Origin of the sequence: Citrobacter sp. JUb117 (genome assembly GCF_024809055.1) — a bacterium.
GTDB classification, from domain to species: domain Bacteria; phylum Pseudomonadota; class Gammaproteobacteria; order Enterobacterales; family Enterobacteriaceae; genus Citrobacter; species Citrobacter gillenii.
The window spans coordinates 375352-398661 of the sequence record NZ_JANUFB010000006.1 but is presented as its reverse complement, the minus strand read 5'-3'; the positions used below and the strand labels follow the sequence as shown (position 1 = coordinate 398661).

The following is a 23310-nucleotide window of genomic DNA, read 5'->3' as shown; positions in this document are numbered from 1 at the left end:
TCTCCCTCAGGCGCGGTAAATCGCGTCAATGTCGATAAGTTCAAGCTGCGGATGGGCCAGCGTAGAGGACGCTAACGATGTGGTGGTGTAAACGGCGTCAATGCCGTTGGCAAACAGGTGCTCAACGCCCTTAGAAAAGATCCCGTGGGTAACGTACAGGCTGACGCTGCGCGCGCCGGCATCGCGTAAAACCTGGGCAGAGCCAATGAAGGTGCCGCCAGCGTCGCACAGGTCGTCGACAATCAGCACATCCCGGTCTTTAACATCCCCGGCAACCAACGCGAAACCCGTCAGGTTGCCGCTGGCGACATCGCGTTTTTTGCTCAAAATGGCGTACTCAGCAGTCCCTGCGGCTCTGGCGACAGCATCAATTTTCTTTAATGCTCCGGCATCAGGAGCCACCAGCATCAGCGCATTTTGCTGGAACTGGCGCTGCAAGGTCGCGCTTTGCAGCAGACAGACCTCCTGGGGAAGAGTGATGAAATTATCGATAGCCGCTGCCGCCGCGTCGCTGTGTGGATCAAGTACCTTCACCTTGTCGAACTGCAACGTATTGAGCTGACGGGCAAAAACCTTCAGCGCAAAGCTGTCGCCCGCAACCATATGTCGGTCCTGGCGCGCCCACGGCAGCCAGGGAAGTTCAAGATGGCTGACCCGTACATCGGTCTGATGGCGCACCGCGTCGACCAACTGCGCCAATAGCATAAAGTCGTTCATATCGCGCATCGCCGTAGCACGAATGCGCATCTGGTGAGCGAAGGATGGCAACGCGTCGGTGACTTTCAACCAGACGGCCCCATCAGGAAAAATACCGCTGGCAATAGCGTAAGCCTGGTCATCCAGCGTTAAGGTTAATTTTACGCTCATCTCGCTTCCCCTTTAAATTGGGTCCCTTCGACACAATTAATAATGTCCCTAAGACAATTATTAAGCAAGCATAAAATAAAGTATTTTTGAACGTGCGCTAATCAACTGATAATCAATGGAAAAAAAACGTACCTTGCCCACCGATACCGGGCTGGTACACTTGGCAGCGTTGCACATCATCGTGAGTACCTTATGACCACCGAAGCCGACTACCTGAATCAGTACGATGCCCGCCGCTTTCCCTCCCCGCTGGTAACGGTGGATAGCGTGTTGTTTACCGTGCATCAACAGGCGCTGTGCGTGCTGCTGGTCGAACGGGCAAACCAGCCGCAGAAAGGACGTTGGGGATTACCCGGCGGCTTTATTGATATGGCACACGATGATTCCACTCGCGCCACAGCGCTGCGTAAACTCACTGAAAAAACAGGCGTTTCGCCTTCGTGGCTGGAACAGCTGGACACATTTTCCGGGCCAGATCGTGACCCGCGTGGCTGGAGCCTGACGGTCACCTGGTTTGCGCTTATCGCCTGGGTGGACTGCGAACCGCATATTGCCAGCGTCAGCGATGCCCGCTGGGTCCCGGTTGATAAGCTTGCCGACTATCCGCTGGCCTTTGACCACCAGGCGATCATTGATGCCGCCCTGAACCGGCTGCGGCAAAAAACGAAGTATTCTTTACTGCCCGTTTATTGTTTGCCGGATACCTTTACCCATGGTCAGCTACAGGAAGCCACAGAGGTTATCCTCGGCCAGCCGATTCAGCGCAAAAGCCTGATCCGCCGCTTTGAGGCCTCAGATATGTTTGAAGATACCGGTGAAAGCATGGCCACCGGCACGCGGAAAGCCCGCCTGTGGCGACGTAAACCGGGTGTGGATTTTCATCTTTTCTCACGTAACCTGCTGGCTGAATAAGTACAAAATCACATATTGGCTAACCCGCAGGCTCTGTGCGCGGTATAGTTGCTGTTTTCGATGATTAATTGCTCTGGTGTTATGGTTGAAATCACTCCAACAGAAATGAATCTCCCTGCCGATGATTCGCGAGAATTCCGCCCGATGCGCGGGATCAGTAATCGCCATCTGCAGACCATGCTGCCGCGTTTAATTCGCCGTAAGGTGAAGTTCGACGCCCACTGGCAGCGTCTGGAATTACCCGACGGCGACTTTGTCGATCTGGCATGGAGTGAAGATCCGCATCAGGCGAAGCACAAACCGCGTCTGGTGGTTTTTCACGGTCTGGAAGGTAGCCTGAACAGCCCGTACGCCCACGGTCTGATTGAGGCGGCGCAAAAGCGCGGTTGGTTAGGCGTGGTGATGCATTTTCGCGGCTGCAGCGGCGAGCCGAATCGCCTGAACCGCATTTATCACTCCGGCGAGACCGAGGACGGTACCTGGTTTTTACGCTGGCTGGAGCGCGAGTTCGGCCGCGTGCCAACCGCAGCGGTCGGCTACTCGCTCGGTGGCAACATGCTGGCCTGCCTGTTGGCCAAAGAAGGGAACGCTATCCCGATTGATGCCGCGGTTATTGTCTCCGCCCCCTTCGTGCTGGAGGCCTGTAGCTATCATATGGAAAAAGGGTTCTCCCGCGTTTACCAGCGCTATCTGCTTAATCTGTTAAAAGCCAATGCCTCGCGTAAGCTCGAAGCTTATCCTGGCTCGCTGCCGGTAAGCCTGGCACAGCTGAAGTCCCTGCGCCGCATTCGTGACTTTGACGATCTGATCACCGCCAAAATCCACGGTTTTGCCGATGCGATAGACTATTATCGTCAGTGTAGCGCCATGCCACTACTCAACCTGATCGCCAAACCGACGCTGATTATTCACGCCAAGGACGATCCTTTTATGGATCACCACGTGATCCCCAAACCGGAAAATCTGCCCTCACAGGTGGAATATCAGTTAACCGAGCACGGTGGACACGTCGGGTTTATTAGCGGCACGCTGCGCCATCCTGAGATGTGGCTGGAATCCCGTATCCCCGACTGGCTGACAACGTATCTGGAGGCATAATCATGCAGATCCCCTGGCAGGACTTATCCCCTGAAGCGCTGGACAATCTGATTGAAAGCTTTGTCTTGCGCGAAGGCACCGATTATGGTGAACATGAACGTTCGCTCGAACAAAAAGTCGCCGACGTCCGACGCCAGTTACAATCTGGCGAAGCTGTACTGGTATGGTCAGAACTGCATGAAACGGTCAACATTATGCCGCGAAAACAGTTTCGCGAATAACCCGCAGCCGGCGGCTGACTATAATAAAAACTAACCTATCCATGGAGTTATTATGTCTGCCAAACATCCGGTGATTGCGGTAACAGGATCCAGCGGCGCGGGGACCACCACCACCAGCCTCGCGTTTCGTAAAATTTTCGCCCAGTTAAATCTGCGCGCCGCCGAGGTGGAAGGCGACAGTTTTCACCGCTATACCCGTCCGGAGATGGACATGGCGATCCGCAAAGCGCGCGACGCCGGGCGACACATCAGTTACTTCGGCCCCGAAGCCAACGACTTCGGCCTGCTGGAACAAACCTTCAGCGAGTACGGCCAGACCGGCAAAGGCCAGTCACGAAAATATCTGCACACCTACGATGAAGCCGTACCGTGGAATCAGGTTCCGGGAACGTTTACCCCGTGGCAGCCGCTGCCTGAACCCACAGACGTCTTATTCTATGAAGGCCTGCACGGTGGTGTGGTGACGCCGCAGCAAAACGTGGCGCGGCATGTTGATCTGCTGGTCGGCGTGGTACCGATCGTCAATCTGGAGTGGATCCAGAAGCTGACCCGCGACACCAGCGAGCGCGGTCACTCCCGCGAGGCGGTAATGGATTCGGTGGTACGTTCAATGGACGACTACATTAATTACATCACCCCACAGTTTTCCCGTACGCATATTAACTTCCAGCGTGTACCGACCGTCGACACCTCCAATCCTTTTGCCGCCAAAAGCATTCCGTCACTGGATGAAAGCTTTGTAGTGATTCATTTTCGTAACCTGGAAGGCATCGACTTCCCGTGGCTGCTGGCGATGCTGCAGGGCTCATTCATTTCCCATATCAATACATTAGTGGTACCGGGCGGCAAGATGGGGCTGGCGATGGAATTAATTATGCTGCCGCTGGTCCAGCGACTGATGGAAGGCAAAAAAATCGAGTGAAGCGTGGGAAGTGCCCGATGGCGTTACGCTTATCGGGCCTACAAATCAACATCATCCATCCGGCATCAGGGATTACGCGGCAATCACTTCATAGGAATGGGTAATATTCACCGCTTTTTCCAGCATCAGCGCCACGGAGCAGTATTTTTCCGCGGAGAGATCGACGGCGCGAGACACCGAAGCGTCTTTCAGATCGTTGCCGGTAACGATGAAATGCAGATTAATATGGGTAAACAGACGCGGCGCTTCTTCACGACGCTCGGAAGTGAGCTTCACTTCGCAGTTGGTCACATCCTGACGACCCTTTTGCAGGATCGACACCACATCAATGGCGCTACAGCCACCCGCAGCCATGAGTACCATTTCCATCGGGCTCGGCGCTTTATCACCGGAGTTACCGTCCATCAAGATTTGGTGGCCTGAGGCGGACTCACCGAGGAAGGTTAACCCCTCAACCCACTTTACACGCGCTTGCATATTTCGTAACTCCAATGTTTCAATTTTCCTGACAGATTACGCGTACATAACAATTCTCGCAACGGAAGGCGACCTGAGTCATGCTGAAGCGAGACACCAGGAGACACACGGCGAAAGCTATGCTAAAACAGTCAGGATGCTACAGTAATACATTGACGTACTGCATGTATGCAGAGGACATCACATTACAGGCTGCAGTTCACTTTTTAGCAGCCCCTTTCCCAGGTAGCGGGAAGCATATTTTTGCAACCCCAGAGGCAGCGTCGTGTTCTGACTCTGGAGACAGCTTATAACAGAGGATAACCGCGCATGGTGCTTGGCAAACCGCAAACAGACCCGACTCTCGAATGGTTCTTGTCTCATTGCCATATTCATAAGTACCCATCGAAGAGCACGCTGATTCACCAGGGTGAAAAAGCGGAAACGTTGTATTACATCGTTAAAGGCTCAGTGGCAGTGCTGATCAAAGATGAAGAAGGGAAAGAAATGATCCTCTCTTATCTGAATCAGGGCGATTTCATTGGTGAATTAGGCCTGTTTGAAGAAGGCCAGGAACGTAGCGCCTGGGTACGTGCCAAAACCGCATGTGAAGTTGCTGAAATTTCATACAAAAAATTTCGTCAATTAATCCAGGTTAACCCGGATATTCTGATGCGCCTGTCTTCTCAGATGGCTCGTCGCCTGCAGGTAACGTCCGAAAAAGTGGGCAACCTGGCCTTCCTGGATGTCACCGGTCGTATCGCCCAGACCCTGTTGAACCTGGCGAAACAACCTGATGCGATGACCCACCCGGACGGCATGCAGATCAAAATCACCCGTCAGGAAATTGGCCAGATCGTTGGCTGCTCCCGTGAAACCGTTGGTCGTATCCTGAAAATGCTGGAAGATCAGAACCTGATCTCCGCACACGGTAAGACCATCGTCGTCTACGGCACGCGTTAACCTCATCGAAATGGCGCGTTACCTGGTAATGCGCCATTTTTGTTTGCACCGATGTGGCGAAGACTGATTTATCACCCCGAGATCAACTACGCACTACGACAAACGCTGGTGCTGTGTTTACCCGTGGCTGTCGGTCTTATCATCGGTCAGCTTCATCTGGGGCTGCTGTTCTCCCTCGTCCCCGCCTGCTGCAACATTGCCGGTCTTGATACCCCGCATAAGCGATTTTTTAAACGCTTAGTTATTGGCGCGTCACTGTTTGCCGGATGTAGCCTGATCATGCAGCTATTGCTGGCAGAAAACATTGCGCTCCCGCTGATCCTTACCGGCCTGACGCTGGTTCTCGGCGTGACCGCCGAGTTAAGCCCGCTGCATGCACGACTGCTGCCCGCCTCGCTGATTGCCGCTATTTTCACGCTAAGCCTGGCCGGAAACATGCCGGTCTGGGAACCGCTACTGATCTATGCGCTAGGTACATTATGGTACGGCGCGTTCAACTGGTTCTGGTTCTGGCTGTGGCGTGAGCAGCCGCTGCGCGAATCGCTCAGCTTGTTATATCGCGAACTGGCCGATTACTGTGAAGCGAAATACAGCCTGCTAACCCAGCACGTCGATCCCGAAAAAGCGCTGCCCCCGCTGCTGGTTCGCCAGCAAAAAGCGGTGGATCTGATCACCCAGTGCTATCAGCAAATGCATATGCTGTCGGCGCATCACAACAACGAGTACAAACGCCTGCTACGGGCCTTTCAGGAGGCGCTGGATTTGCAGGAGCATATTTCCGTCAGCCTGCATCAACCAGAAGAGGTGCAGAAGCTGGTCGAACGCAGTCATGCAGAACAGGTGATTCGCTGGAATGCGCGCACCGTCGCCGACCGGTTACGCGTACTGGCAGATGACATTCTGTATCACCGCTTACCAACACGCTTTTCGATGGAAAAACAGATTGGCACGCTGGAGAAAATTGCCAACCAGCACCCGGAAAACCCGGTCGGGCAGTTTTGCTACTGGCACTTTAGCCGCATTGCCCGCGTGCTACGCACCCAGCGTCCGCTGTATGCCCGAGATTTAATGGCCGACAAACAGCGCCGCCTGCCGTTACTCCCGGCCCTGAAAAACTATCTGTCGCTGAAATCTCCCGCGTTGCGTAATGCCGGGCGTATCAGCGTCATGCTGAGCATCGCCAGCCTGATGGGCAGCGCCTTACACCTGCCCAAACCTTATTGGATCCTGATGACGGTCCTGTTCGTCACGCAAAATGGCTACGGTGCCACGCGGGTACGCATTCTGCATCGTTCGCTGGGTACGCTTGTCGGGCTGGTGATTGCCGGCGTCACGCTGCACTTTCATATTCCGGAAGGGTTTACGCTGGCGGCCATGCTGGTCATCACCCTCGTCAGCTATCTGATCATGCGCAAAAACTACGGCTGGGCCACCGTCGGGTTTACGGTTACGGCAGTGTATACCCTGCAGTTGCTGACGCTGAACGGAGAACAGTTTATTGTGCCGCGCTTTGTCGATACGGTGCTGGGCTGTTTGATTGCCTTTGGCGGCACGCTCTGGCTGTGGCCACAGTGGCAAAGCGGCCTGCTGCGCAAAAACGCCCACGATGCGCTGGAAGCCGACCAGGAAGCCATTCGCCTGATCCTCAGCAACGATCCACAGGCCACACCGCTGGCGTATCAGCGTATGCGGGTCAACCAGGCGCATAACACGCTGTTTAACTCACTGAACCAGGCGATGCAGGAGCCAGGATTTAACTCACATTACCTGGCCGATATGAAACTGTGGGTCACGCACAGCCAGTTCATCGTCGAACATATTAATGCGATGACCACGCTGGCCCGGGAACACACCATGTTGACGCCGGATTTGGCGCAGCGGTATCTGCAGTCCTGTGAAATTGCGATTCAGCGTTGTCAGCAGCGGCTGGAATATGACGGGCCGGGGAGCTCCGGTGATGTGAATATTCTCGAGTCGTCGGAGATGCTGTCCCACGGTCCATTAAGTACCCTGGAGCAGCATCTGCAACGTATACTGGGGCATCTGAATACCATGCACACCATTTCGTCGGTGGCATGGCGTCAACGCCCGCACCACGGTATCTGGCTGAGCCGCCGGTTGCGGGATATGAAAGGTTAAGAGATTTGCCGGATGGCGGCGTAAACGCCTTATCCGGCCTACGGAGTAAGGTGTGATTCGTAGGCCGGATAAGCGTAGCGCTATCCGGCAATCCATCAACCAATAACCTTCGCTACCGCCTGCGCAAAGCGCTGCATCCCTTCATCGATATCCGCCTCTTCCACCACCAGCGATGGCGCAAAACGCATCACATCCGGCCCCGCGTTCAGTACCATAACGCCTTCATGAGCAGCGGCGTAGAGGAAATCACGCGCCCGACCTTTGAACTGCGGCTTCAGCTCCGCGCCAATCAGCAGCCCCATACCGCGAATATCGCTAAAAATGTCATACTGAGCATCTATTTTCTGTAAATGCGCAACAAATGCCTGACGTTTGACCTGAACACCGTCCAGCACGTCCGGCGTGTTGATAATATCGAACGCCGTCTCTGCAACCGCACAGGCCAGCGGGTTACCGCCGTAGGTTGAACCGTGCGAACCGACATGGAACGCAGAAGCGATTTCCTGAGTGGTCAACATCGCGCTCACCGGGAAACCGCCGCCGAGGGCTTTGGCGCTGGTCAGGATATCCGGCGTCACGCCGTAGTGCATATAGGCAAACAGGTCGCCGGTACGCCCCATACCACACTGCACTTCATCAAACACCAGCAATGCCTGATGCTGATCGCACAGTTCGCGCAGGCCCTGCAGGAATTCCGGCGTGGCGGCCATAACACCCCCTTCGCCCTGAATTGGCTCGACCACCACCGCACAGGTGTGATCGTCCATCACCGCTTTTACCGCATGCAGGTCGTTAAACGGTACATGGATAATGTCCGCCGGTTTTGGCCCAAAGCCGTCAGAATATTTTGGCTGCCCACCGACGGAAACGGTAAACAGCGAGCGGCCATGAAACGCATTATGGAAGGCGATAATTTTGGTTTTGAACGGACTATGCCGGACGCAGGCATAGTGGCGCGCCAGCTTAAAGGCGGTTTCGTTGGCTTCAGTGCCAGAGTTCATGAACAGCACGCGTTCGGCAAAGGTCGCATCAATGATTTTGCGGCCTAAGCGCAGTGCAGGCTCATTGGTGAAAACGTTACTGGTGTGCCACAGGGTTTCGCCCTGCGTTTTTAACGTTTCGACCAGGGCCGGATGGCAATGCCCTAACGCGGTAACTGCAATACCACCCGCGAAATCAACATACTCTTTACCCTGTTGATCCCAGACTCGACTTCCTTTCCCTTTGACCGGAATAAACTCTGCCGGTGCATAAATCGGCAGAATCACTTCATCGAATGTCGCGCGCGTAATTGCAGTTTGTTCTGTTGCCATGTCATTACCACCCAGTTAAGCAGAAATGCTAGTGAAATTATAATCACAAAATATGAATAAAAAATCACTGAATAGCAACTACAAATCACCGATTGAGGAAATTAGCCAGCAGCTGATGCCCCTGCTCACTGAGGATACTCTCCGGGTGAAACTGCACGCCTTCCAAATCCCACTCGCGGTGGCGAATGCCCATAATCTCCTGCGTTTCACTCCAGGCCGTTACCTCAAAGCAGGCCGGCAGCGTCTCAGGTGCAACCACCAGAGAGTGGTAGCGCGTCACCGTTAGCGGGTTCGCCAGCCCCTGAAAAACGCCCTGCCCGGTATGCGTAATCGGGGAGGTCTTACCGTGCATGACTTTCGCCGCCCGCACGACGCTGGCACCAAACGCCTGCGCCATCGCCTGGTGGCCCAGACAGACGCCCAGTATTGGAGTTTTTCCCGCATAGTGACGGATGACATCCAGCGAAATCCCGGCATCATCCGGCGTGCAGGGACCGGGGGAAATAACGATTTTTTGCGGACTTAACGCATCAATTTGCGCCAGCGTCAGCTCGTCGTTGCGCCTGACAAGGACCTCTGCGCCCAGTTCGCAGAAATATTGATACAGGTTCCAGGTAAAAGAATCGTAGTTATCGATAAGCAGGATCATGGCGGCTCCGGTACAGAAAAACCGCGCTATTCTACCCAGTTTCTCGGGCTTCGCTTACCACTTTACGAAATATCGCCCGCAGCGCCGACAGGTCGCCCATCGCACCACTCTGGTTGGCCTGATTCCACTCTTCGACCGGGATACCCTCCCAACTGAGCATATACCCGGCATGAACCGCTAACTGTTCGAAGAAAATACGTTGGGCCAGACCGCTGCCAATACGAAATGGGTGTAGCACATTAATTTCGCAATAATAATGCGCAAGTCGGTCGATAAACTTATCCGCCGACAGCCCCACCAGCCAGGACTCGTCTTCCAGGTCCTGCATCAGCGCGTTGCCCTCTTTCTCAATGTAAGCAAAGTGGCAGAAGCGGGTATCGCCCTGGTAAATATCGACCTCGCGCAGATGGCCCGCCCAGTCAAAAATATCCTGATAGAGCTGGCGATGAATAGCGCACAGATGCGGCAGACCGCGTTTTAGCGGGCCCAGCCCAATCGTCGCCGCCCGCAGCGCCGTCAATTCGTAGGCCGCCTGCGCCAGACGCTGGGCCTGATGGACCCCGAGACGATTACGCATCACGTTCAGGCCCGGATACAAATAGGGATCGCGCCCATCACCGAATTTATCGCTCATAGTGCCTCCTCAATTCTTCAAGGCGCGCCAGGGCATCTTCAGCGCTCAGCGTAACCCGTGGAATCTCCACGCCTTCCAGACGTCGGCTAGCCTGGAAATTGCCGTTTCGCAGTTGCTCCCAAAGACAGGACTTTTGTTTATCGGTGAGTTTTTTCACGTGACCTCCCTGAATGAGCCAGCACTTGCCACAAGTATAAGCAGCAATTTCGGGTTACGCAGAGAAGGGAGAGAACGCGGGCAGGAACCGCCCGCGCAAAAATACGATTACGGCAGGACTTTCGCAGACAGGATAACAATCGGTTTGGACGGAACGTTCTGGTAAGGGCCGACGTCGTGGGTCGGTACCTGAGCTATCTTATCCGCGACATCCATCCCCTTCACCACTTTACCAAAAACGGCATAGCCGAAGTCACGCTGGCCGTGATCGAGGAAAGCGTTGTCCGCAATGTTGATAAAGAACTGGCTGGTCGCGCTGTCTTTGTCTGCGGTCCGCGCCATGGCAATGGTGCCACGGGTATTGCGCAGCCCGTTATCGGCTTCATTTTTGATAGGCGGGTTAGGTTTCTTCTGCTGCATCTGCTCGGTAAAACCGCCGCCCTGTACCATAAACCCAGGGATCACACGGTGAAACGTGGTGTTGTTATAGAAACCACTATTTACATAATCGACAAAGTTTTGCACTGAAACCGGGGCCTTTTGGCTGTTCAGCTCCAGCTCAATGTTACCAGCAGAGGTCGTCAGCAGTACACGAGGGTCACCTTTCGCTGCCAGTGCTGCGGGAGAGAGGGCAGAAAGAGCGAGAACAGCTGCAACAGCCGCCAGAGTCGATTTGAGCATGAGAATTCCTTTACAAGAGCAGAAATGAAGCAAGTGAATTGATTCTAAAGAGCCTTCCATGACAAGGCCATCCCTTTACTTAATTTTACGAACCTGAAACAAATGTAAATGCTTTGCAACGCGCATCAATGTGATCATGATCACATTGAAATATGTAATAGAAACAGCAGTTGCTAAAAAATATTTAAATACATCAACAAAACGCCTAAAATCCGCCCGCTCACGGCGCCTTCAATGCGCCTTACACTTCTATACAGGCCAGTCATGACTAACAGCAATCGTATCAAGCTCACATGGATCAGCTTTCTCTCCTACGCCCTGACAGGCGCGTTGGTTATTGTCACCGGGATGGTGATGGGAAACATCGCAGACTATTTCCATTTGCCCGTTTCCAGTATGAGTAACACCTTCACCTTTCTGAATGCCGGTATTCTGATCTCTATTTTTCTGAATGCGTGGCTGATGGAAATTGTCCCGTTGAAAACGCAACTACGTTTTGGCTTTATTCTGATGCTGCTGGCTGTCGCCGGACTGATGCTCACGCATAGCCTGGCGCTGTTCTCCGCCGCCATGTTTGTGCTGGGGGTCGTCAGCGGGATCACCATGTCGATTGGTACTTTCCTGGTCACCCAGATGTATGAAGGTCGCCAGCGTGGATCTCGCCTGCTGTTTACAGATTCCTTCTTCAGCATGGCGGGCATGATTTTCCCGATGGTTGCCGCGTACCTGCTGGCACGTAGCATCGAATGGTACTGGGTCTACGCCTGTATCGGCCTGGTGTACGTCGCCATTTTCCTGCTGACCTTTGGCTGTGAGTTCCCGGCGCTGGGTAAACACGCGCAGCAACCGGAAACACCGGTGGCGAAAGAGAAGTGGGGCATTGGTGTGCTGTTTTTGTCCATCGCCGCGCTGTGCTACATCCTCGGTCAGTTGGGTTTTATCTCCTGGGTACCGGAATACGCCAAAAGCCTCGGCATGAGCCTGAACGATGCAGGTAAACTGGTCAGCGATTTCTGGATGTCCTACATGGTGGGTATGTGGGCGTTTAGCTTTATCCTGCGCTTCTTTGATTTGCAGCGTATCCTGACCGTGCTGGCAGGACTGGCAACCGTATTGATGTATCTCTTCATCACCGGTACGCCAGAGCACATGCCGTGGTTCATCCTGACGCTGGGCTTCTTCTCCAGCGCCATCTATACCACCATTATCACCCTCGGCTCCCAGCAGACTAAAGTGGCCTCACCGAAGCTGGTTAACTTCGTCCTGACCTGCGGCACCATTGGGACCATGTTAACCTTCGTGGTGACCGGTCCGATCGTTGCCCACAGCGGTCCTCTGGCCGCACTACAAACCGCGAATGGCCTGTATGCCGTGGTATTCGTGATGTGCTTTATCCTTGGGTTTGTCACGCGTCATCGCCAGCATAACGCACCGGCTGTGCAGTAAACCTGAATGCCGGATAGCGGCTCTGATTATCCGGCATTTATCACTCCCCTTTCTAACCCTTAGGATCCTGACCTATTCACACTAAAACCCCTTAATTTGTACGCTAATCATACAAACATGAAAAGCCTGTCAATTCCGTGACTTATAAAAACGCTGACAAATCAGTTATATACCTCTTAAGGAGTATATAAGGGCGAAATTGATTTGTATCAATAAGCGGGGTTGCTGAATCGTTAAGGTAGGCAGTAATAGAAAAGAAATCGAGGCAAAAATGAGCAAAGTCAGACTCGCTATTATCGGTAATGGTATGGTCGGCCATCGCTTTATTGAGGATCTTCTTGATAAATCCGATGCGGACAAGTTTGATATTACCGTCTTCTGTGAAGAACCCCGCAAAGCATACGACCGCGTACACCTGTCTTCTTACTTCTCTCACCACACTGCTGAAGAGCTGTCTCTGGTGCGTGAAGGCTTCTACGAGAAGCACGGCGTGAAGGTATTAGTCGGCGAACGCGCGATTACCATCAACCGCCAGGAGAAGGTGATCCACTCCAGCGCTGGTCGTACGGTTTATTACGATAAACTGATCATGGCAACCGGCTCCTACCCGTGGATCCCGCCAATTAAAGGTTCGGAAACGCAGGACTGTTTCGTTTACCGTACCATTGAAGACCTCAACGCCATTGAGTCTTGCGCTCGTCGCAGTAAACGCGGCGCCGTTGTCGGTGGTGGCCTGCTGGGTCTGGAAGCCGCAGGTGCCCTGAAAAGCTTAGGCGTTGAAACCCACGTGATTGAATTCGCCCCGATGCTGATGGCTGAACAGCTGGATCAGATGGGTGGCGAGCAGTTACGTCGCAAAATTGAAAGCATGGGCGTGCGTGTGCACACCAGCAAAAATACCAAAGAGATCGTCCAGCAAGGCACTGAAGCGCGTAAAACTATGCGCTTTGCCGACGGCAGCGAACTGGAAGTCGACTTCATTGTCTTCTCCACCGGTATTCGCCCTCGCGACAAACTGGCAACCCAGTGCGGCCTTGATGTGGCACAGCGTGGCGGTATCGTGATCAACGACGCCTGCCAGACCTCTGACCCGGATATCTACGCTATCGGCGAATGCGCCAGCTGGAACGACCGCGTTTATGGCCTGGTCGCACCGGGGTACAAAATGGCGCAGGTCGCCGTTGACCATATTCTCGGTAGCAAAAACGCGTTCGAAGGCGCAGACCTGAGCGCCAAGCTGAAACTGCTGGGCGTAGATGTCGGCGGTATCGGCGACGCACATGCGCGTACACCGGGCGCCCGTAGCTACGTTTACCTCGACGAAAGCAAAGAAGTCTACAAACGCCTGATCGTCAGCGAAGATAACAAAACGCTGCTGGGCGCGGTTCTGGTGGGTGACACCAGCGATTACGGCAACCTGCTGCAGCTGGTGCTGAACGCCATCGAACTGCCGGAAAACCCGGACTCACTGATCCTGCCAGCACACTCAGGCAGCGGTAAGCCGTCCATCGGCGTGGATAAACTGCCGGACAGCGCGCAGATTTGTTCCTGCTTCGACGTCACCAAAGGCATGCTGGTTGCCGCCATTAACAAAGGCTGCCACACCGTTGCAGCACTGAAAGCCGAAACCAAAGCCGGTACTGGCTGCGGTGGTTGTATTCCGCTGGTTACCCAGGTGCTGAATGCCGAACTGGCGAAACAGGGCATCGAAGTCAACAACAACCTGTGCGATCACTTCCCGTACTCACGTCAGGAACTGTTCCATCTCATCCGCGTGGAAGGCATTAAAACCTTCGAGGAATTGCTGGCGAAACACGGTAAAGGTTACGGCTGCGAAGTATGTAAACCAACCGTCGGTTCCCTGCTGGCCTCCTGCTGGAATGAATACATCCTCAAGCCGCAGCACACGCCGCTGCAGGATACCAACGACAACTTCCTGGCCAACATCCAGAAAGACGGTACCTACTCCGTTATCCCACGCTCTGCCGGTGGCGAAATTACCCCGGAAGGTCTGGTTGCCGTGGGCCGTATCGCTCGTGAGTTCAATCTGTACACCAAGATCACCGGTTCTCAGCGTATTGGTCTGTTCGGCGCGCAAAAAGATGACCTGCCGGAAATCTGGCGTCAGTTGATTGAAGCGGGCTTCGAAACCGGTCATGCGTATGCTAAAGCGCTGCGTATGGCGAAAACCTGCGTGGGTAGCACCTGGTGCCGTTATGGTGTCGGCGATAGCGTAGGCTTCGGCGTTGAGCTTGAAAACCGCTACAAGGGCATTCGTACCCCGCACAAAATGAAGTTTGGCGTCTCTGGCTGTACCCGTGAGTGCGCAGAAGCCCAAGGTAAAGACGTGGGTATCATCGCCACTGAAAAAGGCTGGAACCTTTACGTCTGTGGTAACGGCGGGATGAAACCACGCCATGCGGATCTACTGGCAGCGGATCTCGACCGTGAAACGCTGATGAAATACCTTGACCGCTTCATGATGTTCTACATCCGTACTGCGGACAAACTGACCCGTACCGCACCGTGGTTAGATAACCTGGAAGGCGGCATCGAGTATCTGAAGTCTGTCATCATCGACGACAAACTGGGCCTGAACGAGCATCTGGAAGAAGAGATGGCGCGTCTGCGTGAAGCCGTCGTATGCGAGTGGACAGAAACCGTCAACACGCCGTCCGCGCAGGTTCGCTTCAAGCACTTTATCAACAGCGATAAACGCGATCCGAATGTCCAGGTTGTGCCTGAACGTGAACAACATCGCCCGGCCACGCCGTATGAGCGTATCCCGGTCACTCTGGTGGAGGAAAACGCATGAGCCAGTGGAAAAACATCTGCAAAATCGATGACATTCTGCCTGCAACAGGCGTCTGCGCCCTGTTAGGTAAAGAGCAAGTCGCGATTTTCCGTCCTTATCACAGCGACCAGGTGTTTGCGATCAGCAACATCGACCCGTTCTTCCAGTCCAGCGTACTTTCACGCGGGATTATTGCTGAGCACCAGGGCGAGCTATGGGTTGCCAGCCCGCTGAAAAAACAGCGCTTCCGCCTCAGCGACGGTCTGTGCATGGAGGACGAAAGTCATTCCGTGGCGCACTACGAAGCCCGGGTGAAAGACGGCATGGTACAGTTGCGCGGTTAGTAAATTATTGGGAGGCGCAATGCCTCCCTTTTTAGATTTTTATTTTTGTTCCACTTTTAATCATTATCACAAAATCATTTGTGCTGCATCGCGGCGGCAACCGCGCAAATCCCCTGGAGCATAGTTCACTATGTGACTGGGGTGAGCAAGGGCTGCCAACAAAGAGGCAGTGCAAAGGATGAAGTGAGAAAAGGATAATCAAACACATGTTTACAGACACTATCAATAAGTGTGCGGCTAACGCTGCGCGCATTGCACGCCTGTCGGCCAACAACCCAATCGGTTTCTGGGTCAGTTCCGCTATGGCTGGCGCTTATGTCGGTCTCGGCATCATTCTTATTTTCACTCTCGGCAATCTGCTTGATCCATCCGTACGCCCTCTGGTGATGGGTGCAACCTTTGGTATTGCCTTAACGCTGGTGATTATTGCCGGTTCAGAGCTGTTTACCGGGCACACCATGTTCCTGACGCTTGGCGTCAAAGCGGGCACCATCAGCCACGGTCAGATGTGGGCCATTCTGCCGCAAACCTGGCTGGGAAATCTGCTCGGTTCCGTGTTCGTCGCCCTGCTGTACAGCTGGGGTGGCGGTAGCCTGCTGCCGGTCGATACCAGCATCGTACATAGCGTTGCCCTGGCGAAAACTACAGCCCCTGCCAGCGTACTCTTCTTTAAAGGTGCGTTGTGTAACTGGTTGGTTTGCCTGGCAATCTGGATGGCGATCCGTACTGAAGGTGCGGCGAAGTTCCTCGCCATCTGGTGGTGCCTGCTGGCGTTTATCGCTTCTGGCTATGAACACTCCGTTGCCAACATGACGCTATTTGCGCTCTCCTGGTTCGGTCATCACAGCGATGCCTATACCTTGTCCGGAATTGGCCATAACCTGCTGTGGGTGACACTCGGTAATACTTTGTCCGGTGTCGTATTCATGGGGTTGGGTTATTGGTATGCTACGCCAAAATCGGAGCGTCCCGTTCCGGCAAAAATCAACCAAACTGAGGCTGCTGCCAATAATTAAGGGGTAATGTCGTGGATCATTTGCCTATATTTTGTCAACTACGTGACCGCGACTGCTTGATCGTCGGCGGTGGTGATGTCGCAGAACGCAAAGCGCGGTTACTGCTGGAAGCAGGCGCCCGTTTAACGGTTAATGCGCTAGCGTTTATTCCACAGTTCACCGTATGGGCAAATGAAGGCATGCTGACGCTGGTTGAGGGGCCGTTTGACGAAGCCCTGCTCGACTCCTGCTGGCTGGCGATCGCCGCCACCGATGACGATGCCGTCAACCTTCGCGTCAGCAACGCCGCTGAATCACGTCGCATCTTCTGTAACGTGGTCGACGCCCCAAAAGCGGCCAGTTTCATCATGCCCTCCATTATTGACCGTTCACCACTGATGGTGGCGGTCTCCTCTGGCGGCACCTCTCCTGTTCTGGCACGACTGCTGCGTGAAAGGCTCGAATCCGTGTTGCCACAGCATCTGGGCCAGGTCGCGCAGTATGCAGGACAGCTGCGTTCCCGGGTGAAAAAGCAGTTCGCCAGTATGGGTGAACGTCGCCGCTTCTGGGAAAAGCTGTTTGTTAACGACAGGCTGGCGCAGTCTCTGGCAAACGACGATCGGCAGGCAATAGAAGAAACGACCGAGCAGATGCTCAGCGAACCGCTGGACCATCGTGGCGAAGTAGTCCTGGTCGGTGCCGGTCCAGGCGATGCCGGGCTGCTGACGCTGAAAGGGCTACAACAGATCCAGCAGGCCGATGTCGTGGTGTATGACCGCCTGGTTTCCGATGACATCATGAACCTTGTTCGTCGCGATGCCGATCGTATTTTCGTCGGCAAGCGTGCGGGTTATCACTGCGTACCGCAGGAAGAGATCAACCAGATCCTGCTGAACCAAGCGAAACAGGGCAAACGCGTAGTGCGCCTGAAAGGCGGCGACCCGTTCATCTTTGGTCGCGGTGGCGAAGAGCTGGAAACCCTGTGCCACGAAGGTATCCCGTTCTCTGTTGTTCCCGGTATTACCGCGGCGTCCGGCTGTTCTGCCTATTCCGGCATTCCGCTGACGCATCGAGATTACGCCCAGAGCGTACGCCTGGTCACCGGACACCTGAAGACCGGCGGCGAGCTGGACTGGGAAAACCTGGCAGCAGAAAAACAGACGCTGGTGTTCTATATGGGGCTGAATCAGGCGGCCACTATCCAGGAAAAATTGATCGCGTTTGGGATGCCAGCAGACATGCCGGTTGCGCTGGTCGAAAACGGGACCTCCGTGAAACAGCGCGTTGTCAATGGTGTACTGACGCAACTCGGTGAACTGGCGCTACAGGTGGAAAGCCCGGCGCTGATCATTGTTGGTCGCGTGGTTGGCCTGCGCGATAAGCTGAACTGGTTCTCAAACCATTAATATTCAGGCGCTATGTTTTCTGCATAGCGCCGTTTTTTGATTACCCTTCCAGTCATTATCCTTCATCTTTAATCATCATCAATTATTATTTTTTAAAAATTCTTAAATCTACTATTAAGTTAAAAGAACAAGTAATAACTTCCTGGTCACGTTATATATAGCAAGCTTAATTCACTACGTGTTTTTCGAAGCATATGGAATTGGCATACTGATATTTTATTGATTGATAGGGATTATTAAATGAAAAACATGCTTAAAGCTGCTGCAGTACTGCTGGCTCTCTCCACATTGACTGCCTGCACCGGTAGCGTTCAGAACAAAAACAAGACCTGTGATTACGATTATTTTCTGCACCCAGCCATTTCTATTTCTAAAATCATTGGCGGCTGCGGTGACACTGCACTGTAATTATTTATATTTCGTATAAATATATAAAGCCGGGTTATCTCCCATGCCGTTATAATATTAAACAGTATGGGAGATAATCCGGCTTTTATTTTAGCCGTACGTTACATTACGGCTTCGCAACAAATCCAATTGCTTCATACACCGCTTTCAGTGTTTCTGCTGCGCGCGCACTGGCTTTTTCTGCACCATCTTTCATCACTTGCTGCAAGAAGGCTTCATCGTTACGGAAACGGTGGTAACGTTCCTGAAGCTCAGTCAACATACCGGAAACGGCATCGGCAACTTCACCCTTCAGGTGGCCATACATCTTGCCTTCAAAGTGCTGCTCCAGTTCCGGGATGCTCTTACCCGTTACGGCAGAGAGAATATCCAGCAAGTTGGCAACACCCGCTTTATTCTGCACATCGTAACGAACAACAGGCGGCTCATCGGAATCCGTCATGGCGCGTTTGATTTTCTTCACCACAGATTTCGGATCTTCCAACAGGCCGATCACGTTGTTGCGGTTGTCATCCGACTTAGACATTTTCTTCGTCGGCTCCAGCAGGGACATCACACGCGCACCAGATTTCGGAATAAACGGCTCAGGCACTTTGAAGATGTCACCATACAGTGCGTTAAAACGCTGGGCGATGTCACGGCTCAGTTCCAGGTGCTGTTTCTGATCTTCCCCTACCGGTACCAGATTGGTCTGGTACAGCAGAATATCGGCTGCCATCAGTACCGGGTAGTCGAACAGACCGGCATTGATGTTTTCAGCGTAACGGGAAGATTTATCTTTGAACTGGGTCATGCGGCTCAGTTCACCAAAATAGGTGTAGCAGTTCAGCGCCCAGCCTAACTGTGCATGTTCCGGCACGTGGGACTGAACGAAAATGGTGCTTTTCTCAGGATCGATACCACACGCCAGATACAGCGCCAGCGTATTCAGCGTAGCATTACGCAGCTTCTGCGCGTCCTGGCGGACGGTGATAGCATGCTGGTCCACGATACAGTAGATGCAGTGGTAATCATCCTGCATGTTTACCCATTGACGCAGCGCACCCATATAGTTGCCAATGGTCAATTCACCTGAGGGCTGTGCGCCACTAAAAACGATGGGCTTAGTCATTTTTCAATTCCTGATTTTCGCTATTCGGAAGCCCGAGTGCGGGCAGAAGGTCATTAATGCTGTCATATATTACATCCGGCTGGCTGAGGTCGATCCCTTCACCGTAGTTATACCCATACGTAAGACCAACCGAAGGACAGCCAGCGGCTTTTGCCGCCTGAATATCATTGCGCGAATCACCCACAAAGAGCAATTTTTCAGGCGCAATCCCCATACGTGAGGCCACTAGCAGCAGCGGATCGGGATGCGGTTTTTTATTTTTCACGTCGTCACCGCCGATGACCACACTAAAATACTTGGCGATATCCAGTGCGTTAAGCAGCGGTGCCACAAACGGTGTCGGCTTGTTGGTTACCAGACCTAACGGCAGGCCTTTCGCATGCAGCGCGCCCAGCGTATCGGCAACGTGGGGAAATAAGAACGTCCCTTCTTCGGCAACATCACCGTAATAGCGGTCAAACAGCTTACGTAAAATACGCACCTGCTCAACGGCAGGAATGTCGTCATCGATGGGCGGTTTGCCCGTCGTTTTACGCAGCGTAGCGCGCTCAAGGCGAGCCCAGGTGAGTGCACGCTCCATCAATACATCTGCGCCATTACCAATCCAGGTAATCACACGTTCTTCGCCTGCAGTGGGTAATTCCAGCGCGTACAGCGCCATATCCACTGCGGCGGCTAATCCCGGCGCGCTATCAACCAGCGTACCGTCGAGGTCAAAAGCTACGCCCCGAATATCCTGAAATTTATCCATGACTTACCTTCGCCAGTTCATGGCGCATTTCATCAATGACTTTTTTGTAGTCAGGTTGGTCGAAAATCGCGGAACCTGCGACAAACATATCCGCACCCGCTGCGGCGATTTCGCCGATATTGTTCACCTTAACGCCGCCATCAACTTCCAGGCGAATGTCATAGCCAGACTCATCAATACGACGGCGGACTTCACGCAGTTTTTCCAGCGTTTGCGGAATGAAAGATTGCCCGCCAAAACCGGGGTTAACGGACATCAGCAGGATCACATCCAGCTTATCCATAACGTAGTCCAGGTAGCTCAGCGGCGTGGCCGGGTTGAACACCAGGCCCGCTTTACAGCCATTCTCTTTGATCAGCTGTAAGGTGCGATCGACGTGTTCGGAGGCTTCCGGGTGAAAAGTAATGATGCTGGCGCCAGCGGCAGCGAAGTCCGGGACAATACGGTCAACCGGCTTCACCATCAGATGCACATCAATAGGGGCGGTAATCCCATATTTGCGTAGCGATTTCAGTACCATCGGCCCGATAGTCAGGTTCGGTACATAATGGTTGTCCATGACGTCGAAGTGCACGACATCGGCACCGGCGGCCAGAACGCTCGCGGTGTCCTCACCCAGGCGGGCAAAATCAGCCGACAGAATTGAGGGGGCAATCAAATACTGTTTCATCCGCTTCTCCTTGAGAATTATTTTTTCGCAGGCGTTACGACTCCTGGTTTGTACAGAGCCAGCAGTTCATTCACCTTTTTACGTGTGCCGCCGTTGCTGCTTATACTGCGCCGCACTTTTACCTGAAAATGCTTCGCCGCTCGGTACCACTCGCGCGTATCGGGCGTGTCATGGTTCGAAATTAACACCGGGATCTGCTTACTGACCAGCTTTTCTGCCATTTCGGCCAGATGCGCCTGCTCTTTCGGGCTAAAGCTATTGGTGTGATACGCGGTGAAATTCGCCGTCGCCGACAGCGGCGCATAAGGCGGGTCGCAATAAACCACAGAGTTGATATCAGCACGCTCCATGCACTCTTCATAGGAGAGGCAATGAAACTCTGCATTCTGCGCTTTTTCGGCAAAATGATACAACTCAGCTTCCGGAAAGTAGGGTTTTTTATAACGGCCAAACGGCACGTTAAATTCGCCACGCAGGTTGTACCGACACAGGCCGTTGTAACCAAAACGGTTGAGGTATAAGAACAGTACCGCACGTCGGAATGGATCCTGGCTGGCGTTAAATTCTGTCCGGAACTGATAGTACACCTCAGACTGATTGGTCTCAGGGACAAACAGCTCGCGCGAAGCCTGCACATACTCATCGGTACGCGACTTCACGATGTTATAGAGACTGATGAGGTCGCTGTTGATATCGGCAAGAATATAACGAGAAAAGTCGGTGTTGAGGAACACCGACCCTGCACCCACGAAGGGTTCGACAAGACATTCGCCCTGAGGCAAATGCCGTTTGATATCATCAAGCAGGGGGTATTTTCCCCCTGCCCACTTCAGAAAAGCGCGATTTTTTTTCATGCTGACTAACTAATTACACCTTCTCCGGCTGTGGAGAAAGCTCCGACAGCATCCTGCGCTTTAGTCTTTGTCCCGCAATTGGGCGAAACATCAAACCATTGCAGAACATATCCTATCTTACTTCAGATCGGCCTGAACCTGATGCAGCGGTTTCGCCCACGGGTTTTTCGCCTGAATGTCGGCTGGCAACGTAGACACCGCACGTTTTGCATCGTCTTTAGATGCATATACACCCGTCACCAGAACATACCACGGTTGACCGTTACGCGTCGTCTGATACACCACGTAGTTCTTCAGGTTCTCTTTCTTCGCCCAACCGTTCAGGTTGTCGTAGTTAGAAGAACTGCTGAGCTGCAGAGTGTAATGACTGGACGGCGCTGATTTTAACGCCCCAACATTACCTGCCGTTTTTGCTCCGCCCGCTACAGGCGTTGCCGTAGTTGGCGCAGGAGTAGCAGTCTGCGCAGGTGTGGTGGTACTGACGGTTGCTTTAGGCTCAGCTGTCGCTTTTGGCGCAGTCGTTGCCGCAGGTGCTTTGGTCGTAGTAACCGGTGCAGTCACTGGCGCAGTCGGTTCAGTGCGCTTCGCCTGGGCAACAGGTTTTGGCTCTGTCGGCGTTGCTTTCACGGTCGTCTGCGGTTTGCTCTTCGGCTCAATAACGGCCTGTTTGCGTTCCGGACGCGCAGTCGCGTGACGCTCAGCAGGCTCCGTTGTTGCAGGACGCGCCGTAGTACCATTACGAACAGGTGCAACGGTAGCAGGTTCGGTTGGCAGCGTGGAGTTCACAACCACGTTGTTCACCTGTTCCTGACCTTGCGGTTGCGTCAGGGCATTATTCAGATCGCCCTGAACTTCAACACGCTGTTGACCTTCAGCGGCAACAGGTGCTTGCCCCTGAGTTGGCGTAGAAGAAATTGGCGGCAGAGAAACATCCTGCTGCGCATTGCCAGCCGGTTGCTCAGCAGTCGTTGCAGGCTGAGTGGTACTCGCCTGATCGGTCGCGCTATTGCCAGAAAGATCGATACTCTTCTCGCCAGACGCCGTCTGATCGCTGGAAGAGGGAGATGAGGGGGCTTTCAACGCTGAACCGATGCCGACTATCAACAGCAGCAGCACCAGAACCCCCACACCCATCATCATATATTGACGAGAGGCAGGTTTGCTGGCGGCCTTCTTACGCTTACGCGGACGGCGTTCTACACGCTCTTCATCCACGGTATCGTCATCAGATTCATAGTCTTCTTCAATGTCTTGCTCTTCGTCACGTTCTTTACGCGCGCGCGCTGGACGACGATCGTCAGTATCCAGATCAACATCATCAAAATTGATTTGCGGCTCATTATCGCGTTCAGACGATTGACGAGAACGACCAGTACGACGATCGCTGGGATCGGGTTTCAGCTCGTCTTCTGGTTTGAATTCATCCATTTAACACCCCACTCAAAGGTTAATGCTTACGACGTTGCACATAACCTGAAGCTAAAAGACTTACGCCTTACAACGCAAGCCGGACCTTTCTT

Annotated in this window: 23 protein-coding genes and 2 pseudogenes; 12 read left to right on the top strand and 13 right to left on the bottom strand. The window is 53.5% G+C overall.

What is annotated here, in order from left to right:
* Positions 1-6 precede the first annotated feature (6 nt).
* A complete protein-coding gene (prs, locus tag M2374_RS16325; protein WP_181596164.1) occupies positions 7-867 on the bottom strand; it encodes a ribose-phosphate diphosphokinase in 861 nt (286 codons plus the stop codon).
* A 192-nt stretch (positions 868-1059) separates the two neighbouring features.
* Between prs and M2374_RS16320 the strand changes: the two genes are divergently transcribed.
* The 4 genes and pseudogenes from M2374_RS16320 (at position 1060) to M2374_RS16305 (ending at position 4020) form a co-directional block, all read left to right on the top strand.
* Entirely contained in the window at positions 1060-1779 is a 720-nt protein-coding gene (locus M2374_RS16320; RefSeq protein ID WP_117342452.1) for an NUDIX domain-containing protein, read from the top strand.
* A 35-nt stretch (positions 1780-1814) separates the two neighbouring features.
* Positions 1815-2877: pseudogene (locus tag M2374_RS16315) on the top strand (hydrolase).
* Between the two features lie 2 nt (positions 2878-2879).
* Entirely contained in the window at positions 2880-3098 is a 219-nt protein-coding gene (locus M2374_RS16310; RefSeq protein WP_096759303.1) for a YheU family protein, read from the top strand.
* Positions 3099-3150: 52 nt separating this feature from the next.
* Positions 3151-4020 carry a phosphoribulokinase gene (locus M2374_RS16305; protein WP_096759302.1) on the top strand — a complete coding sequence of 290 codons (870 nt, stop codon included), beginning with the start codon at positions 3151-3153 and terminating at the stop codon, positions 4018-4020.
* A gap of 72 nt (positions 4021-4092) precedes the next feature.
* Here the strand turns inward: M2374_RS16305 and M2374_RS16300 are convergent, their stop codons facing one another.
* Entirely contained in the window at positions 4093-4497 is a 405-nt protein-coding gene (locus M2374_RS16300) for an OsmC family protein (protein ID WP_096759301.1), read from the bottom strand.
* A gap of 309 nt (positions 4498-4806) precedes the next feature.
* On the opposite strand from M2374_RS16300, the gene crp reads away from it, so the two are divergent.
* Both crp and M2374_RS16290 read left to right on the top strand, forming a co-directional pair.
* On the top strand, positions 4807-5439 hold the full coding sequence (gene crp, locus M2374_RS16295; RefSeq protein WP_000242758.1) for a cAMP-activated global transcriptional regulator CRP: 633 nt from the start codon (positions 4807-4809) through the stop codon (positions 5437-5439).
* Between the two features lie 51 nt (positions 5440-5490).
* Positions 5491-7578: a YccS/YhfK family putative transporter gene (locus tag M2374_RS16290; RefSeq protein ID WP_181689102.1), complete on the top strand. Its 2088-nt coding sequence runs from the start codon at positions 5491-5493 to the stop codon at positions 7576-7578.
* On the opposite strand, the pseudogene M2374_RS22385 reads toward M2374_RS16290, so the two are convergent.
* The 6 genes and pseudogenes from M2374_RS22385 to ppiA form a co-directional block, all read right to left on the bottom strand.
* Positions 7571-7669 (bottom strand): annotated as a pseudogene (locus M2374_RS22385) (hypothetical protein); the annotation flags it as partial. The gene M2374_RS16290 and the pseudogene M2374_RS22385 overlap by 8 nt on opposite strands.
* Before the next feature lie 4 nt (positions 7670-7673).
* Positions 7674-8891, bottom strand: a complete 1218-nt coding sequence (locus M2374_RS16280; RefSeq protein WP_137362544.1) for an aspartate aminotransferase family protein — start codon at positions 8889-8891, stop codon at positions 7674-7676.
* Between the two features lie 85 nt (positions 8892-8976).
* A complete protein-coding gene (gene pabA, locus M2374_RS16275) occupies positions 8977-9540 on the bottom strand; it encodes an aminodeoxychorismate synthase component 2 (RefSeq protein ID WP_096759298.1) in 564 nt (187 codons plus the stop codon).
* A gap of 31 nt (positions 9541-9571) precedes the next feature.
* Positions 9572-10174, bottom strand: a complete 603-nt coding sequence (locus M2374_RS16270; protein ID WP_117342456.1) for a putative adenosine monophosphate-protein transferase Fic — start codon at positions 10172-10174, stop codon at positions 9572-9574.
* Positions 10164-10331, bottom strand: coding sequence for a YhfG family protein (locus M2374_RS16265; RefSeq protein WP_115257317.1), 168 nt, complete (start codon positions 10329-10331; stop codon positions 10164-10166). The genes M2374_RS16270 and M2374_RS16265 overlap by 11 nt, the downstream gene beginning before the upstream one ends.
* Positions 10332-10438: 107 nt before the next feature.
* A complete protein-coding gene (gene ppiA, locus M2374_RS16260; RefSeq protein WP_096759295.1) occupies positions 10439-11011 on the bottom strand; it encodes a peptidylprolyl isomerase A in 573 nt (190 codons plus the stop codon).
* 264 nt (positions 11012-11275) lie between these two features.
* Here ppiA and tsgA point away from each other — a divergent pair, with 264 nt between their 5' ends.
* From tsgA to M2374_RS16230, 6 genes are all read left to right on the top strand, one after another.
* On the top strand, positions 11276-12457 hold the full coding sequence (gene tsgA, locus M2374_RS16255) for an MFS transporter TsgA (protein ID WP_115257316.1): 1182 nt from the start codon (positions 11276-11278) through the stop codon (positions 12455-12457).
* A 271-nt stretch (positions 12458-12728) separates the two neighbouring features.
* Positions 12729-15272 carry an NADPH-nitrite reductase large subunit gene (nirB, locus tag M2374_RS16250; RefSeq protein WP_096759293.1) on the top strand — a complete coding sequence of 848 codons (2544 nt, stop codon included), beginning with the start codon at positions 12729-12731 and terminating at the stop codon, positions 15270-15272.
* Positions 15269-15595 carry a nitrite reductase small subunit NirD gene (gene nirD / locus M2374_RS16245; protein WP_115257314.1) on the top strand — a complete coding sequence of 109 codons (327 nt, stop codon included), beginning with the start codon at positions 15269-15271 and terminating at the stop codon, positions 15593-15595. Before nirB ends, nirD begins: the two co-directional genes overlap by 4 nt.
* 206 nt (positions 15596-15801) lie before the next feature.
* On the top strand, positions 15802-16611 hold the full coding sequence (gene nirC / locus M2374_RS16240; RefSeq protein ID WP_115257313.1) for a nitrite transporter NirC: 810 nt from the start codon (positions 15802-15804) through the stop codon (positions 16609-16611).
* A gap of 11 nt (positions 16612-16622) precedes the next feature.
* Positions 16623-17996 (top strand): siroheme synthase CysG, encoded by a 1374-nt coding sequence (gene cysG / locus M2374_RS16235; protein WP_181517787.1) that lies wholly within the window; start codon positions 16623-16625, stop codon positions 17994-17996.
* 240 nt (positions 17997-18236) lie between these two features.
* Positions 18237-18404 (top strand): DUF4223 family protein, encoded by a 168-nt coding sequence (locus M2374_RS16230; RefSeq protein ID WP_096759289.1) that lies wholly within the window; start codon positions 18237-18239, stop codon positions 18402-18404.
* Positions 18405-18510: 106 nt separating this feature from the next.
* Here the strand turns inward: M2374_RS16230 and trpS are convergent, their stop codons facing one another.
* The 5 genes from trpS to damX form a co-directional block, all read right to left on the bottom strand.
* Complete coding sequence (gene trpS, locus M2374_RS16225; protein ID WP_137399883.1) at positions 18511-19515, bottom strand: tryptophan--tRNA ligase; 1005 nt, start codon at positions 19513-19515, stop codon at positions 18511-18513.
* Positions 19508-20266 (bottom strand): phosphoglycolate phosphatase, encoded by a 759-nt coding sequence (gene gph / locus M2374_RS16220; RefSeq protein ID WP_117342457.1) that lies wholly within the window; start codon positions 20264-20266, stop codon positions 19508-19510. Before gph ends, trpS begins: the two co-directional genes overlap by 8 nt.
* Entirely contained in the window at positions 20259-20936 is a 678-nt protein-coding gene (gene rpe / locus M2374_RS16215; RefSeq protein WP_181688690.1) for a ribulose-phosphate 3-epimerase, read from the bottom strand. The genes gph and rpe overlap by 8 nt, the downstream gene beginning before the upstream one ends.
* Before the next feature lie 17 nt (positions 20937-20953).
* Positions 20954-21790 carry an adenine-specific DNA-methyltransferase gene (gene dam / locus M2374_RS16210; RefSeq protein WP_115257312.1) on the bottom strand — a complete coding sequence of 279 codons (837 nt, stop codon included), beginning with the start codon at positions 21788-21790 and terminating at the stop codon, positions 20954-20956.
* Between the two features lie 117 nt (positions 21791-21907).
* Positions 21908-23218, bottom strand: coding sequence for a cell division protein DamX (gene damX, locus M2374_RS16205; protein WP_115257311.1), 1311 nt, complete (start codon positions 23216-23218; stop codon positions 21908-21910).
* Positions 23219-23310: the final 92 nt, after the last annotated feature.